Origin of the sequence: Pseudomonas sp. BN414, from assembly GCF_029871275.1 — a bacterium.
Lineage (GTDB): Bacteria > Pseudomonadota > Gammaproteobacteria > Pseudomonadales > Pseudomonadaceae > Metapseudomonas > Metapseudomonas resinovorans_C.
The window spans coordinates 96833-111236 of sequence record NZ_SSOL01000021.1 but is presented as its reverse complement, the minus strand read 5'-3'; the positions used below and the strand labels follow the sequence as shown (position 1 = coordinate 111236).

Annotated in this window: 13 protein-coding genes and 2 pseudogenes; 9 read left to right on the top strand and 6 right to left on the bottom strand. The window is 64.2% G+C overall.

The window, feature by feature from the left end:
- Positions 1–349: 349 nt before the first annotated feature.
- The 4 genes from feaR to paaN all read right to left on the bottom strand — a co-directional run bounded on the left by feaR (position 350) and on the right by paaN (position 4687).
- Positions 350–1270, bottom strand: a complete 921-nt coding sequence (gene feaR, locus E8E95_RS01935) for a transcriptional regulator FeaR (RefSeq protein ID WP_280347735.1) — start codon at positions 1268–1270, stop codon at positions 350–352.
- A gap of 91 nt (positions 1271–1361) precedes the next feature.
- Entirely contained in the window at positions 1362–2285 is a 924-nt protein-coding gene (paaX, locus tag E8E95_RS01930) for a phenylacetic acid degradation operon negative regulatory protein PaaX (RefSeq protein ID WP_179062571.1), read from the bottom strand.
- Positions 2286–2376: 91 nt separating this feature from the next.
- Complete coding sequence (paaY, locus tag E8E95_RS01925) at positions 2377–2976, bottom strand: phenylacetic acid degradation protein PaaY (RefSeq protein WP_280347732.1); 600 nt, start codon at positions 2974–2976, stop codon at positions 2377–2379.
- A gap of 25 nt (positions 2977–3001) precedes the next feature.
- A complete protein-coding gene (gene paaN / locus E8E95_RS01920; protein ID WP_280347730.1) occupies positions 3002–4687 on the bottom strand; it encodes a phenylacetic acid degradation protein PaaN in 1686 nt (561 codons plus the stop codon).
- A 408-nt stretch (positions 4688–5095) separates the two neighbouring features.
- Between paaN and paaF the strand changes: the two genes are divergently transcribed.
- The 8 genes and pseudogenes from paaF to E8E95_RS01880 all read left to right on the top strand — a co-directional run.
- Positions 5096–5869 carry a 2,3-dehydroadipyl-CoA hydratase PaaF gene (gene paaF / locus E8E95_RS01915; RefSeq protein ID WP_280347728.1) on the top strand — a complete coding sequence of 258 codons (774 nt, stop codon included), beginning with the start codon at positions 5096–5098 and terminating at the stop codon, positions 5867–5869.
- A gap of 44 nt (positions 5870–5913) precedes the next feature.
- Positions 5914–6705 carry a 2-(1,2-epoxy-1,2-dihydrophenyl)acetyl-CoA isomerase PaaG gene (paaG, locus tag E8E95_RS01910; protein ID WP_179062574.1) on the top strand — a complete coding sequence of 264 codons (792 nt, stop codon included), beginning with the start codon at positions 5914–5916 and terminating at the stop codon, positions 6703–6705.
- 4 nt (positions 6706–6709) lie between these two features.
- Positions 6710–8227: a 3-hydroxyacyl-CoA dehydrogenase PaaH gene (gene paaH, locus E8E95_RS01905; protein ID WP_280347725.1), complete on the top strand. Its 1518-nt coding sequence runs from the start codon at positions 6710–6712 to the stop codon at positions 8225–8227.
- Positions 8220–8669 (top strand): hydroxyphenylacetyl-CoA thioesterase PaaI, encoded by a 450-nt coding sequence (gene paaI / locus E8E95_RS01900; RefSeq protein WP_280347723.1) that lies wholly within the window; start codon positions 8220–8222, stop codon positions 8667–8669. The genes paaH and paaI overlap by 8 nt, the downstream gene beginning before the upstream one ends.
- A complete protein-coding gene (gene pcaF, locus E8E95_RS01895) occupies positions 8662–9867 on the top strand; it encodes a 3-oxoadipyl-CoA thiolase (RefSeq protein ID WP_280347721.1) in 1206 nt (401 codons plus the stop codon). The genes paaI and pcaF overlap by 8 nt, the downstream gene beginning before the upstream one ends.
- Positions 9868–9964: 97 nt before the next feature.
- Entirely contained in the window at positions 9965–11275 is a 1311-nt protein-coding gene (gene paaK / locus E8E95_RS01890) for a phenylacetate--CoA ligase PaaK (protein ID WP_280347719.1), read from the top strand.
- Between the two features lie 355 nt (positions 11276–11630).
- Positions 11631–12656, top strand: coding sequence for a fimbrial protein (locus tag E8E95_RS01885; RefSeq protein ID WP_280347717.1), 1026 nt, complete (start codon positions 11631–11633; stop codon positions 12654–12656).
- Positions 12657–12690: 34 nt separating this feature from the next.
- A pseudogene (locus tag E8E95_RS01880) lies at positions 12691–12828 on the top strand (phenylacetate--CoA ligase); the annotation flags it as partial.
- A gap of 40 nt (positions 12829–12868) precedes the next feature.
- On the opposite strand, the pseudogene E8E95_RS01875 reads toward E8E95_RS01880, so the two are convergent.
- Both E8E95_RS01875 and E8E95_RS01870 read right to left on the bottom strand, forming a co-directional pair.
- Positions 12869–13375: pseudogene (locus E8E95_RS01875) on the bottom strand (AAA family ATPase).
- A gap of 55 nt (positions 13376–13430) precedes the next feature.
- A complete protein-coding gene (locus tag E8E95_RS01870) occupies positions 13431–13814 on the bottom strand; it encodes a GFA family protein (RefSeq protein WP_280347715.1) in 384 nt (127 codons plus the stop codon).
- A 223-nt stretch (positions 13815–14037) separates the two neighbouring features.
- Here E8E95_RS01870 and E8E95_RS01865 point away from each other — a divergent pair, with 223 nt between their 5' ends.
- Positions 14038–14391 (top strand): DUF1428 domain-containing protein, encoded by a 354-nt coding sequence (locus tag E8E95_RS01865; RefSeq protein WP_280347713.1) that lies wholly within the window; start codon positions 14038–14040, stop codon positions 14389–14391.
- The last annotated feature ends 13 nt before the right edge of the window (positions 14392–14404 follow it).

Below are 14404 nucleotides of genomic sequence, written 5' to 3'. Positions count from 1 at the left end.
GGGGCAGCTGCGCTGCCCATAGCGATTGAAATCGCCCCCACAAAAAAGGCAGGCAAGCCGGAAGGTCGGGGGGCTGGGCCAGCACCTGTGGGGGCGAATTCATTCGCTAAGCAGGACGCAGTCCTGCCCCAAGGCCTTCCAGGGGGCAGCTGCGCTGCCCATAGCGATTGAAATCGCCCCCACAAAAAAGGCAGGCAAGCCGGAATGTCGGGGGGGCTGGGCCAGCACCTGTGGGGGCGAATTCATTCGCTAAGCAGGACGCAGTCCTGCCTAAAGGCCTCTCAGGGGTCAGCTGCGCTGCCCTTGGCGATTGAAATCGCCCCTACAGAAAATCCGATCGAGCCTGGGATCAACCCTGGCTGTACTGCTTGCGGTACTCGCTGGGGGATACGCCGAAACGTGCCTTGAAGGCCGTGGAGAAGTAGCTGGAATCGGTGAAACCCCAGGCGTAGCCAAGGGCCGAGAGTTTCTGCTCGCCACTGGAGTGACGCAGGCTCTCGGCGCAGAAGTCCAGGCGGCGGTTCTTGATGTATTGCGCCACCACCAGGCCCTTCTTGGCGAACATGCGGTAGAGGCCACGCACCGAAACCCCCACCTCGCGGGCGATGGTTTCCGGGCAGAGTTCTTCGGCGCAGATGTTCTCGTCGATGAAACGCACGGTCTTGCGGAACAGACGTTCGTGGGCATCCTGCTCGACTTCCGCGGCGCTCAGGGCCGGGCGCAGCAGGCTGACCATCGCCTCAAGCGTGGCTTCGCTCTCGCACAGACTGAGGCTGTTCTGGTGCGTCGACTCGATGATCAGCCGGTTGGCCATCACCGCCACCGGCGAGCTGGCCGGGATGCGCTGGGCGCAGCGCACGCCGGTGAAGCGCAAGCCCTGCTCGACGATGTGGCGCGGCACGATCAGCGAAAGCTGGCGGGAATTCTCGTGATAAACGAAATCACTGGGCAGGGTGGAGTCGATCAGGGTGATGTCACCCGGCGCCAGCTCGATGCTGTTTCCGCCCTGCTCCATGCCTGCGCGACCGGCCAGCTGGAAGGCCAGGTAGAAATGCTTGCCTTCGCTCTGCGCCACTTCCTTCGGGGTGCGGTACAGGCGCGCCTGGGCCACGTCCACGAAGCTCAGCTTGATGGCACCGGCCTTGTACTCGCGGATCGAGCCGGAAAACTCCGAGCCAAGCAGCTTGGCGCCGAAGCGTCCGCAGACCTGGTTGATACCTTGCAGCCACTCGTCGAAGCGGTCTGCCCTCACTGATTGTGCACTCATCATGGCTTTCTCAGCCTCACGCTAGGCGTTGTTCTTGTTATCCGGCGCTGCCGGGTTCACCTCGTCCGTGACCGTCGCCCAATGGGCGACTGCTTTACCTCAATCCACCGAATCGCTGATAGAAGCTCTCTCCGGCATCAGGCAACGGACCATCCGCGGTTTCCAGTGCCGCGTTCAGCCATTCCTCTGCCTTGGCAAAGATGAGTCGGTAGATATTGCGGCAAAGCTGGCGCGCCGCACGGCCTTCCCAATCGCCCGGAAGGAGCTCATCGGGCAGTTGCGGGTCACGCAGCAGCAATTTGCGGTATTCGTGGATCAGCAAGGTTCGGGCCACAAAGCAGTCGGCCGGCTGCAGATTTTCCTGCTCGCGCAGCGCTTGCCAGAGCGGGCGGAACAGCTGGATGAACTCGCTGTAGTGCGTACCCAGCTCATCGATGTTCCAGCTCTCGCGAACCTGCATGCGCAGGGCCTTGGAGGCCAGCACGTCCTGAGAGCGGGTCTCGAAAATGATGCTGTCTTCAACGGCATCCAGTTCCTGCAGGGTGGCGGTCAGGTCCACCCGGTCGCAGCGCGGGTTGGCCAGCACGGTGGGCGAAATCGCACCAAAACCTTGCCATTCCAGCTCCTCGCGCACCTGTTTGCGCTTGTCCTGGGGCAGCTGCGACAGCATCACCAGGGACCAGGCGCCATCCCAGGCCGGGACGCTGGAGCTGTACACCCGCTTGAAGGCCTTCTCGAACCGCCGCCGGCCGGTGCCGGTCAGGCTGTAGTAGCTGCGCCGGCCAACCTTCTCGGCGCTCAGCCAGCCTTCCTTGGTCAGGCGGAAGATGGACGTGCGGATCAACCGTTCGTTGATGCCCATGGGCTCCAGCAACTGGATCAGGCTACCCAGCCAGACAGTGCCGCCGTGCGGTTCGATGGCATCGCCGTAGAGGGTGATGATCAGCGAGCTGGCACGAATGGGCGTCTGCTGCTGGAAGCGAGTGACGAGTTGATCCAAGGGCACGAGCGAAGTCATGGGCATACTGGAAACGAAAAAGATGCCGAATATACCCGTAGGCTTATCGGCATGACCATCGGGGAACGTCCCCGGTGTGCGAAGACCGCACTCATTGCGACGAAGTACCTTTCGGACGCACCCCACGATCGGCTATACGCGGCCGGTCGGCCTCCACCTCGGCGAGGGGCTCGCAGACTTCCAGGCTGGCCAGGCACCGCTGGGCCAGTTGCTGATATTCGCGGGTACCGGCCTGTTTCCAGGCCACTTCTTCGTCGCTCAGGCTGCGCTTGACCTGCGCCGGGGCGCCCATCACCAGGGACTGCGCCTCGCAGCTGAAGCCGGCCTTGACGAAGGCGGTGGCGGAAACGAAGGAGCGCGCACCGATCCGCGCGCCGTCCATCACCACCGCGTTCATTCCCACCAGCGCGTCTTCACCGATGCGGCAGCCGTGCAGCACGGCGCCGTGGCCGATGTGGCCATTGCGCTCGACCACGGTGTCGCTCTCGGGAAAGCCGTGCATCACGCAGGTGTCCTGGATGTTGGCGCCCTCCTCCAGGATGATCCGGCCGAAGTCGCCCCGCAGGCTGGCCAGGGGACCGACGTAACAGCCCGGCCCGATGATCACGTCACCGATCAGCACGGCGCTGGGGTGCACATAGGCGGTGGGATGCACCACCGGGGTCAATCCGTCGAGGCTGTAGCAGGTCATCGCAGGGCTCCTTCTTCTTATAGGCTCACGCCGCGCCGTGGCGGCGGCTCTGCACGGTGACGAAGCGACGGGCGACGAAGGCACCATCGGTGATCGAGGCGTTGGCCGCCGGGTTGCCGCCGCTGGCATGGAAGTCGCTGAAGGCCGCGGACTGGTTGACGAACACGCCGCCGTCGAAGTTGACCGACAGCGCCACGGCGACGTCCTGGGACAGTTGCTCGGCCTGGTCCAAAACCGCCTCGTCAGTGGAGTACACGCCCAGGGTCAGGGCGCCCTTCTCGGCGATCACCTCACCGGCCAGGCGCAGGCTGTGCGCGGTGTCGTCGGTGGCGATGACGAAGGCGATGGGGCCGAAACGCTCTTCGGAATAGGCATCGCGGTCGGCGGCGTCCACCTTCAGCAGCAGCGGCGTATGGACGCGCGCGCCGGGGAACTGCGGATGCTCGCGGGCCTCGCTGTCCAGCAGCACCTCGCCCAGTTGGCGGCAAACCTGGATGCGCTGAGCAGTGGCCTCGGACTGGATGGCGCCGATCACCGCACAGGCACGCTCGTTGTCGGCGAGGAAGCTCTTCACGGCGCCGGCCAGGGTCTGGGCGACCTCGTCGAAGCTCAGTTGCTCGTCACCGTTGCGGATACCGCCGCGCGGTACATAGATGGCCTGAGTCGTGGTGCACATTTGGCCGGAATAGAGGCTCAGGGAGAACGCCAGGTTGCGCGCAACGGCCTTGATGTCACGCACGCTGTCGATGATCACGCTGTTGATGCCGGCCTTCTCGGTGAACACCTGGGCCTGGCGGGCGTTGTCTTCCAGCCAGTTGCCAAAGACGCTGGAGCCGGTGAAGTCCACCAGTTTCACGCGCGGGTCCAGGGCCAGGCGCTGGCTTAGGGGCGCTTCCGGGGTGTCCACCACGAGGCTGACCAGGGCCGGATCGAAGCCCAGCTCAGCCAATACGTCCTGAGCAACCTTGACGCTCATGGCCACCGGCAGGATGGAGCCGGGGTGCGCCTTGACCAGTACCGGGTTGCCGGTAGCGAGGCTGGCGAACAGGCCGGGATAGGTGTTCCAGGTGGGGAATGTCGAGCAGGCGATCACCAGCGACAGGCCACGCGGGACGATGTGCCAGCGCTTGTCCAGTACCAGCGGGTCCTGCTTGCCCTGGGGCTTGATCCAGCGCGCCGCTTCCGGCACCTCGGCCATGGCGCGCCAGGCATAGGCCAGCACTTCCAGGCCACGGTCCTGCGCGTGGGGGCCGCCGGCCTGGAAGGCCATCATGTAGGCCTGGCCGCTGGTGTGCATCACGGCATGGGCCAGGGTCGGGCTGAGGGCATTCAGGCGCTGGAGGATTTCCAGGCACGCACCGACCCGCGCTTTCGGGCCGGCATCACGCCAGGCCGGCAGGGCAGCCTGCTGGCGCGAAAGCAGCTCGTCGGCGTCGTACTGGTCGTAGCTCACATTCAGATCGAAGCCATAGGGCGAGCGCTCGGTACCCGCGCGACCGACAGATTCCGGCCCCGCCAAGGCGAAGTGCTGACCCAGCAGCGCCTCGAAAGCAGCCTGGGCACCTTTTACCGATTCTTCCGGGTACTGCTTGAGGCTTTCCGGGAAGGGCGACCAGTAGCCGCGCTCGCTGATGGCCTGGACGGCGCGCTCGAGGGTGCCGCGATGGTGCTCGAACAGCTCGAGGGCGGCGGCGCGGGCGGTGGTCGACATGGAAGAACTCCTCAGCAAGACAGATGAAGCCACAAGGTGGCGCAAAGCGATTCGCTTGATGGTGAATTTTGTATCACATCATTCTGCAACATTAAAGCTTCAGCGCTTGTATCAGATGACGACCGGTCATCGGCACGTCTTTCGCACCCTAAAATAACGATAAACCCCAGAAAACACGGCGCTCACATGCACTGAACAGCACCTGGCAATCTGTCCCTTGGTAGTAAAGACAGGCCATATGAGACACATAAATCATATCTGTCATTATTGTTTTGTATCGCTTTGTGGTTATACTCCGGCCAAAGTCGCCCCGCCCTCAGCGCGGCAGACACAGGAACGGACTCCACCCCGAACCCACTAATAAGAGCGGCTCGCAAAGGCCGCGCGTGCACCTGAGGAAGAGTCGACATGCCTCGTACCCTTGCTGTCCTGCCGCCCGAGCAGGGTGTCCGTCTGATCACCCTGCAGCGCCCGGAAGCGCTCAACGCGCTCAATACCGAGCTGCTGAGTGAGCTGGCTGCCGAACTGGATGCCGCCGAGCAGGACGCCGAGACCCGCGTCGTGGTCATCACCGGCAGCCGCAAGGCCTTTGCCGCCGGCGCCGATATCAAGGAAATGGCCGAGCGCGACCTGGTAGGCATCCTCAACGACCCGCGCCTGGCCCACTGGCAGCGCATCACCCGCTTCAGCAAGCCGCTGATCGCCGCCATCAATGGCTTCTGCCTGGGCGGCGGCTGCGAGCTGGCCATGCACGCCGACATCCTCATCGCTGGCGAAGACGCCCGCTTCGGCCAGCCGGAAATCAACCTCGGGATCATGCCCGGTGCCGGTGGCACCCAGCGCCTGCTGCGCGCGGTCGGCAAGTCCCTGGCCATGCAGATGGTGCTCACCGGCGAAGCCATCGACGCTCGCCACGCCCAGCGCGCCGGCCTGGTCAGCGAAGTGACCCAACCCGAGTTCACCGTCGAGCGCGCCATCGCCATTGGCCGCGTCATCGCCCAGAAGGCGCCGCTGGCAGTCCGTCTCGCCAAGGAAGCACTGCTGAAGGCCGAAGACACCGACCTCGCCAGCGGCCTGCGCTTCGAGCGCCACGCTTTCACCCTGTTGGCCGGCACCCGCGACCGCGAAGAAGGCATCCGCGCCTTCCAGGAAAAGCGCCGCCCCGAATTCACCGGCCAGTAAGCACTGACCGCCCACTCCTTCGAACTCCATAGAGCGCCAGAGCCATGAACTTCGAGCACATCCTGTTTTCCATCGAGGCTGGCGTTGCCACCCTCAGCCTCAACCGCCCGGAGCAGCTGAACAGCTTCAACGCCAAGATGCATGGCGAAGTCCGCGAAGCCCTCAAGCAGGTGCGCCAGAACCCTGAAGTCCGCGTCCTGCTGCTGACCGGCGAAGGCCGTGGCTTCTGCGCAGGCCAGGACCTGGGCGACCGCAACGTGGCCCCCGGTGCCGCCGCGCCGGACCTTGGCGAGTCCATCGAGAAGTTCTACAACCCGCTGATCCGTGCCCTGCGCGACCTGCCGCTGCCGGTGATCTGCGCGGTCAATGGCGTGGCCGCCGGTGCTGGTGCCAACATTCCGCTGGCCTGCGACCTGGTCCTGGCCGGCCGTTCCGCCAGCTTCATCCAGGCCTTCTGCAAGATCGGCCTGATCCCGGATTCCGGCGGTACCTGGACCCTCCCCCGCCTGGTCGGCATGGCCCGCGCCAAGGCCCTGACCCTGCTGGGTGACCGTCTGACCGCCGAGCAGGCCGAGCAGTGGGGCCTGATCTACCGTGTGGTGGACGACGCCAGCCTCCGCGAAGAAGCCCTGAAGCTCGCCCGCCACCTGGCCACCCAGCCCACCTACGGCCTGGCCCTGATCAAGCGCAGCCTCAATGCCAGCCTGAACAACAGCTTCGACGAGCAACTGGACGTCGAGCGCGACCTGCAACGCCTTGCCGGCCGCAGCGAGGACTACCGTGAAGGCGTCAGCGCCTTCATGGAAAAGCGCACCCCGGCCTTTAAAGGACGCTGAGCCCATGCCTGCCCTTCACACCTCCGCCCCTGTCGCCGTGATCGGCGCCGGCGCCATGGGTGCCGGTATCGCCCAGGTCGCCGCCCAGGCTGGCCACCCGGTCAAGCTCTATGACAACCGCCCCGGCGCTTCCGCCCAGGCTATAGAAGGCATCGATCGCCAACTCGGCCGCCTGGTGGAGAAGAACAAACTCACCGCCGAGGCCCGCGCCGCTATCGTCGCCCGCCTGCAACCAGTTGAGGCCATCGAGGCCCTGGCCGATTCCAGCCTGGTGATCGAAGCCATCGTCGAGAACCTCGAGGTCAAGCGCGGCCTGCTGCGCCAGCTGGAAGAGCTGTGCAGCGCGGATTGCATCCTCGCCAGCAACACCTCGTCCCTGTCCATCACCAGCCTGGCTGCCGGCCTGAAGCATCCGGGCCGGGTGATCGGCATGCACTTCTTCAACCCGGCGCCGCTGATGGCCCTGGTGGAAATCGTTTCCGGCCTGGCCAGTGACCGCACCCTCGCCGAAGGCCTGTACGAAACCGCCAAGGCCTGGGGCAAGCAGCCGGTACACACCAAGTCCACTCCGGGCTTCATCGTCAACCGCGTTGCGCGCCCCTTCTATGCCGAAAGCCTGCGCCTGCTGCAGGAAGGCGCCGCCGATTGCGCCACCCTCGACGCGCTGATGCGTGACGCGGGCGGCTTCCGCATGGGCGCCTTCGAACTGACTGACCTGATCGGCCACGACGTGAACTACGCCGTCACCTGCTCGGTGTTCGATGCCTACTACGGCGACTTCCGCTTCCAGCCCTCGCTGATCCAGAAAGAGCTGGTGGATGCCGGCCGCCTGGGCCGCAAGAGCGGTCACGGTTTCTACAGCTACGCCGAAGGTGCCGAGCGCCCGCAAGCAGCCGAACTGACCAGCGACACCAGCGTGGATTCCTGCGTGGTGGAAGGCAGCCTGGGCGTTGCCGAACCGCTGCTGCAGCGCCTGGCGGACGCCGGCGTAAACTTGGTCCGTCGTGACGGCAGCGGCGTGCTGCGAGTTGGCGACGCCGTGATCGCCCTGTCCGACGGTCGCCTGGCCAGCCAGCGTTCCCGCGAGGACGGCATCGCCAACCTGGTACTGATCGACCTCGCCCTCGACTACGCCAAGGCCAGCCGCCTCGGCATCGCCTGCGCCGCCAGCACCTCGGAACAGGCTCGTGACCAGGCGGTGGCACTGCTGCAACGCGCCGGCCTCAAGGTCAGCCAGCTCAGCGACATCCCCGGCCTCGCCGCACTGCGCACCGTGGCCATGCTCGCCAACGAAGGCGCCGATGCCGTGCTGCAAGGCGTGGGCTCGGCCGGCGACATCGATCTGGCCATGCGCGCCGGCGTGAACTATCCGCAAGGCCCGCTGGCCTGGGCCGACGCCATTGGCCTGCCGGCGGTACTGCGCACCCTGGAAAACCTCCAGGCGGCCTACGGCGAAGAGCGCTACCGCCCTTCCCTGCTGCTGCGTCGCCAGGTCGCCGAAGGGAGAAATTTCCGTGACTAACCACGAAGCCCTTTCCCTCGCAGAAGCCTGCGCCAGCGAACTGTTCGAGCGCGACAACGCCAGCCAGGCCATGGGCATGCGCCTGCTCTCAGTAGCACCCGGCCAGGCCCGCGTCGGCATGAGCGTGCGCGAAGACATGGTCCAGGGCCACGGCACCTGCCACGGCGGCTACCTGTTCGCCCTGGCCGACTCGGCGTTCGCCTTCGCCTGCAACACCTACAACGAGGCCACTGTCGCCATCGGCTGCAGCATCGACTACGTGGCCCCGGCGCGCCTGGGCGACACCCTCACCGCCCAGGCCATCGAGCAAAGCCGCAGCGGCCGCACCGGCAACTACGACGTACGCATCGAAAACCAGAACGGGCAACTGATCGCCCTCTTCCACGGCAAGTCCTACAAAGTGCGCGGCTCGGTACTCGCGCAGGAGCCCCCTGATGAATGACGCCCTGATTATCGACGCCGTGCGTACGCCCATCGGTCGCTACGCCGGTGCCCTGTCCGCGGTGCGCGCCGACGACCTCGGCGCCGTGCCCATGCGCGCCCTGATGCAGCGCCACCCTGAACTGGACTGGAGCGCCATCGACGACGTGATCTACGGCTGCGCCAACCAGGCCGGCGAAGACAACCGCAACGTCGCACGCATGTCCGCCCTGCTCGCCGGCCTGCCGGTGACCGTGCCCGGCACCACCCTGAACCGGCTCTGCGGCTCCGGCCTGGACGCCATCGGCAACGCCGCCCGTGCCCTGCGCTGTGGCGAAGCCGGCCTGATGATCGCCGGTGGCGTGGAATCCATGTCCCGTGCCCCCTTCGTGATGGGCAAGGCCGACAGCGCCTTCTCCCGTCAGGCGGAAATCTTCGACACCACCATCGGCTGGCGCTTCGTCAACCCGCTGATGAAGGCGCAGTTCGGCATCGACTCCATGCCGGAAACCGCCGAGAACGTGGCCGAGCAGTTCAACATTTCCCGTGAAGACCAGGACGCCTTCGCCCTGCGCAGCCAGCAGCGTGCTGCCGCCGCCCAGGCCAATGGCCGACTGGCGAAAGAAATCGTCCCAGTGGAGATTCCCCAGCGCAAAGGCCCGGCGAAGATCGTCGAGCAGGATGAGCACCCGCGCGGCGACACCACCCTGGAACAACTGGCCAAGCTGGGTACGCCGTTCCGCCAGGGCGGCAGCGTCACCGCCGGCAACGCCTCGGGTGTGAACGACGGCGCCTGCGCCCTGCTGCTGGCCAGCAGCGCTGCGGCCAAGGCCCACGGCCTCAAAGCCCGCGCCCGCGTGGTGGGCATGGCTACCGCCGGCGTCGAGCCACGAATCATGGGCATCGGCCCGGTACCGGCGACCCGCAAGGTGCTGGAACTGACCGGCCTGTCGCTGGCCGATATGGACGTCATCGAACTCAACGAAGCCTTCGCCGCCCAGGGCCTCGCCGTCCTGCGCGAACTGGGCCTGTCCGACAACGATCCGCGCGTGAACCCCAACGGCGGCGCCATTGCGCTCGGCCACCCGCTGGGCATGAGCGGTGCGCGCCTGGTGACCACCGCGCTGCACGAACTGGAAGAACGTCAAGGCCGCTACGCCCTCTGCACCATGTGCATCGGCGTGGGTCAGGGCATCGCCCTGATCATTGAAAGGCTCTGAAACGCAACAACCGAGATCTGAAAAACGGGTGAGGAGTATCCTCCTCATCAGCACTCAGAAGCCTACGGCTTCCGTACAAAAATAATTTGAGTGAACTATGAACATGATTGCCAACACCGCCTTGCTTGACCCGATGGAGACTGCCAGCGTCGACCAGCTGCGCCAGCACCAATTGGAGCGCCTGCGCTGGAGCCTGAAGCACGCCTACGAGAACGTCCCGCTGTACCGCCAGCGCTTCGATGAAAAAGGCGTGCACCCGGACGACCTGAAGTCCCTCGAGGACCTGGCCAAGTTCCCCTTCACCGGCAAGAACGACCTGCGCGACAACTACCCCTTCGGCATGTTCGCCGTACCGCAGAGCGAGGTCGTGCGTATCCACGCCTCCAGCGGCACCACCGGCAAGCCCACCGTGGTCGGCTACACCCAGAACGACATCGACACCTGGGCCAACGTGGTCGCTCGCTCGATCCGCGCCGCCGGCGGCCGCAAGGGTGACAAGGTGCACATCTCCTACGGCTACGGCCTGTTCACCGGCGGCCTGGGCGCCCACTACGGCGCCGAGCGCCTGGGTTGCACCGTGATCCCGATGTCCGGCGGCCAGACCGAGAAGCAGGTCCAGCTGATCCGCGACTTCCAGCCGGACATCATCATGGTCACCCCGTCCTACATGCTGAACCTGGCCGACGAGATCGAGCGCCAGGGCATCGACCCGCACAAGCTGGCCCTGCGCCTCGGTATCTTCGGCGCCGAGCCCTGGACCGCTGAGCTGCGCCGCGCCATCGAAGAGCGCATGGGCATCACCGCCCTCGACATCTACGGCCTGTCGGAAATCATGGGCCCGGGCGTCGCCATGGAGTGCGCGGAAACCAAAGACGGCCCGACAATCTGGGAAGACCACTTCTACCCCGAGATCATCGACCCGGTGACCGGCGAAGTGCTGCCGGACGGCCAGATGGGTGAGCTGGTGTTCACTTCGCTGTCGAAAGAAGCGTTGCCGATGATCCGCTACCGCACCCGCGACCTGACCCGCCTGCTGCCGGGCACCGCGCGCCCGATGCGTCGCATGGACAAGATCACCGGCCGCAGCGACGACATGCTGATCATCCGTGGCGTGAACGTGTTCCCGACGCAGATCGAAGAGCAGGTGCTGAAGGTCAAGCAGCTGTCCGAGAACTACGAGATCCACCTGTTCCGCAACGGCAACCTGGACAGCATCGAAGTCCACGTCGAACTCAAGCACGAGCACGACGGCCTGGGCGAAAGCCAGCAACAGGCGCTGTGCAACGAGTTGGGCAAGTACATCAAGACCTACATCGGCATCAGCTCGCGCATCGTCCTGCGCCCCAGCTACTCGCTGAAACGCTCCGAAGGCAAGGCCTGCCACGTCTACGACAACCGCAACAAGTAGGCCCGCGCCGCATCAAAAAAGCCCCGCCATGCGGGGCTTTTTCATGGCGGTTATCCGGGCGGCGACTCTTTCCTGCCATACAGATTGGCCGAGCTGATCAACGTGCTCAATCGGTGGAGCTCGCCAGACTTCCGCACTCATGCAAGAACTACGGAAATCTCCTACATACGGCATGAGCGTGAGGTGAGTCTGTGGACGCGTCCATCGTCCTAACGTAACGGCTTTCCACTACCACGGGATCGCCCCTATGAGAAAGCCAGCCAATTTCACCGTCGCAAGTAAGCCCCGACCCCGCTCCCTTCCACCTCGAGGCCCGGTACGAACAATCATGAGGGCCTCGCTAGGTTGCGCCGCATTGCTGCAGTCCCTGCTGACCACTGAGTTCGCGATGGCCTTTCCGTGCGTGACCATCGCCGGTCCCCCGCATCAGAACCACTTCGACTTCACCCAACGCTTTAACAGCCCGAATGACAATGCGCCGAACATGGTCATGCCAAACGCCAACATATGGGAGCTGCCACTCTACCTGGCCACCTGTCACTGCCCGAAGGGGCAGATATTCCGAGAGAACTACTACACGGCCCGAACCGACCTGGTGCCAGGAAACAAAGCCGTGGTCAATGGCCAGCAATTGCAGTTCTACAAGCTGAACCGAAATCTGCAGGTGGCCTTCGAACTATGGGTTGATGGCGATCTTCGAGAATACGTACCGGTGCCTTTCTCGTCCGTGTCCAACTTGGAGGACTACGCCAAGACATGCCAGGTCGGGAAGGACTACGGCACAGGTACAAAAGGCCGGATTCACCTGATGATCGATCGACCCTTTGTGGGCGAGAGCACCATATCGAATACCCAGCTGCTGGAAGTCTTCGGTGACACCCACCCGAACGCCGCCGCTACTACGCCAATTGCCGGGGTCACTATGACGGGAAGGGTGAGCGTGCCACAGAGCTGCAAGCTTGCGTCCGGGCAGGTCACCACAATCGACTTCGACAATGTCGAGCCCAGAAGCCTGGCTGTTCCCGGCGCAGCAAGCCCGGCCAACAGCCGCGAGCGAACCTTCCAGATCACCTGTACCAATATCTCTCAGGGGGTCGCTATCAATCTCAGCCTGGAGTCGGCGGCCAATGCCCATTTCCCCAATGTCTTCGCCACTCACGGTCGTACCGACCTGGGCATTCAGGTCAATAACAATGGCCGAATGATCTCACCACTGTTACCCGACGCAGCCCCCGATTTCGCCAACATCATTCCGCTGACGTTGAACTACACCCAGCAGAGCGCGGAGTTCAGCATCGAGGCCTTCCCCGTGCGCACGGAGCGCAACGTGGAGCCCGGCCCGTTCGAAGGCACTGCCACACTGAAGTTCGACTTCAACTGACGACGCACAGCGCGTTGCCCGGCGCGACCGAAACCAAGCGCTGTGCAATGAGCTGTCGAAGTACATCAAGACCTACATCGGCATCGGTTCGCGCATCGTCCTGCGCCCCAGCTACTCGCTGAAACGCTCCGAAGGCAATTCCTGCCACGTGTACGACAACCGCAACAAGTAAGTCTCGCGACATGAAACAGCCCCGCTCCGGCGGGGCTTTCTCATGAGCAGCGATATAAGTGCTCGATGATTGCCTCTACGGCCTCATCCGGTAAAAGCACGCTGGAATCGAGCCGCAACGGCCCTTCGCCCCACGCTTCGTAGTCATGCTCCAGGACCGACTACCAGGTTGGGGGCTTCAGGCCAGGCACATCGACCGTGCGCGTTTCAACCCTGTGACGGTGCACGCGTGTGTCGGAACAGACCACCTCGATGTTCACCAGCGGCACACCGGCCTGCGCCGCAACGTCGCGCCATGCCGCACGACTTTCCGCCACCGGATTGACGCAATCGACGATCACCACTCGCCCCAACTCAAGATTCGACCGAGCCAGGGCGATAGCGACCAGGTACCCGCTTCGGCCGACATCGCTGGTGAGGACCTCGGCATCACGTATTGCCTGCTCGACGGCATCCACCCGCAGGTAGGTCGCGTCCAGTCGGGGCACCAGTAGACGCGCAATCGTAGTTTTCCCTGTGCCAGGCAGCCCGCTGAAGACGATGAGCATTTCAGTTCCCCAAAAACCGGTTGAGAGGCCTTCTTGTGAATTTCGCGGGGAGCGCTCAGCACGCCGTCACACGGCACCAGTCCGGGCAGACGTCCTGGAAGGAGTGCGACAGCGGGCGCAGTTCCGGCGCGTCACGTCGATCGAACACTCCTGTCACCAGGGCAATGACAGGGTCGTCGTCCACCGCACCCAAGGTGCTGCCGCAGCGCGGACAGAAAGCGCGGCTGGAATAGTCCGATGAGCGAAACAGCGCAGGCGCCCCACCCTCGCCGATCCACTGCAACGCGCCGCGGTGAAACTCTACCCAGCACAATGTCGCCGCTCCCGAATGTCGCTGGCAGAAATCGCAGGAACAGGCGTGAGGATTGGCGGGGATACCCGTGACGCGGAAGCGAACGTGGCCGCACAGGCAACCCCCCTCGTATGACGTGATCGGCATGGTCCTTCACCCTCGATTCTTTCGTCGCAGTCTGAATTGACTGCGAGATTGTAGTGGCGCCACAGCGCATTGACCGCTGGTCGGAGCAAGCATCATCCAATTGGCGAGTCTGTCGAACCAGCACTATCCAGATCGACTCAGTAGTGAATCGGGCGCGTGATCCCTGCGTGCACCGGATACGACTGACAATGCCTTTTCACACCATCCAGAAAGGAGAATGGATATGAGCTATGTAGATGGATTCCTGGTACCCGTCCCCACCGCCAGCCGCGAGACCTACCGCAAAGTGGCCGAGATGGCCGCCGGTGTCTTCAAGGAATGCGGCGCCCTCAGCGTCGTCGAATGCTGGGGCGATGACGTGCCCGAAGGCAAGGTGACGTCCTTCCCCATGGCAGTGAAGCTGAAGGAAGGTGAAACCGTCGTCTTCTCCTGGATCACCTGGCCTTCGAAACAGGTCCGGGATGAAGGCATGAAGAAAGCGATGGAAGACCCGCGCATGCAGCCTGATCCAAGCAACATGCCGTTCGATGGCCAGCGGATGATCTTTGGTGGGTTTGAGGTGCTGGTGACGGCCTGATTGGGCTGTTGGC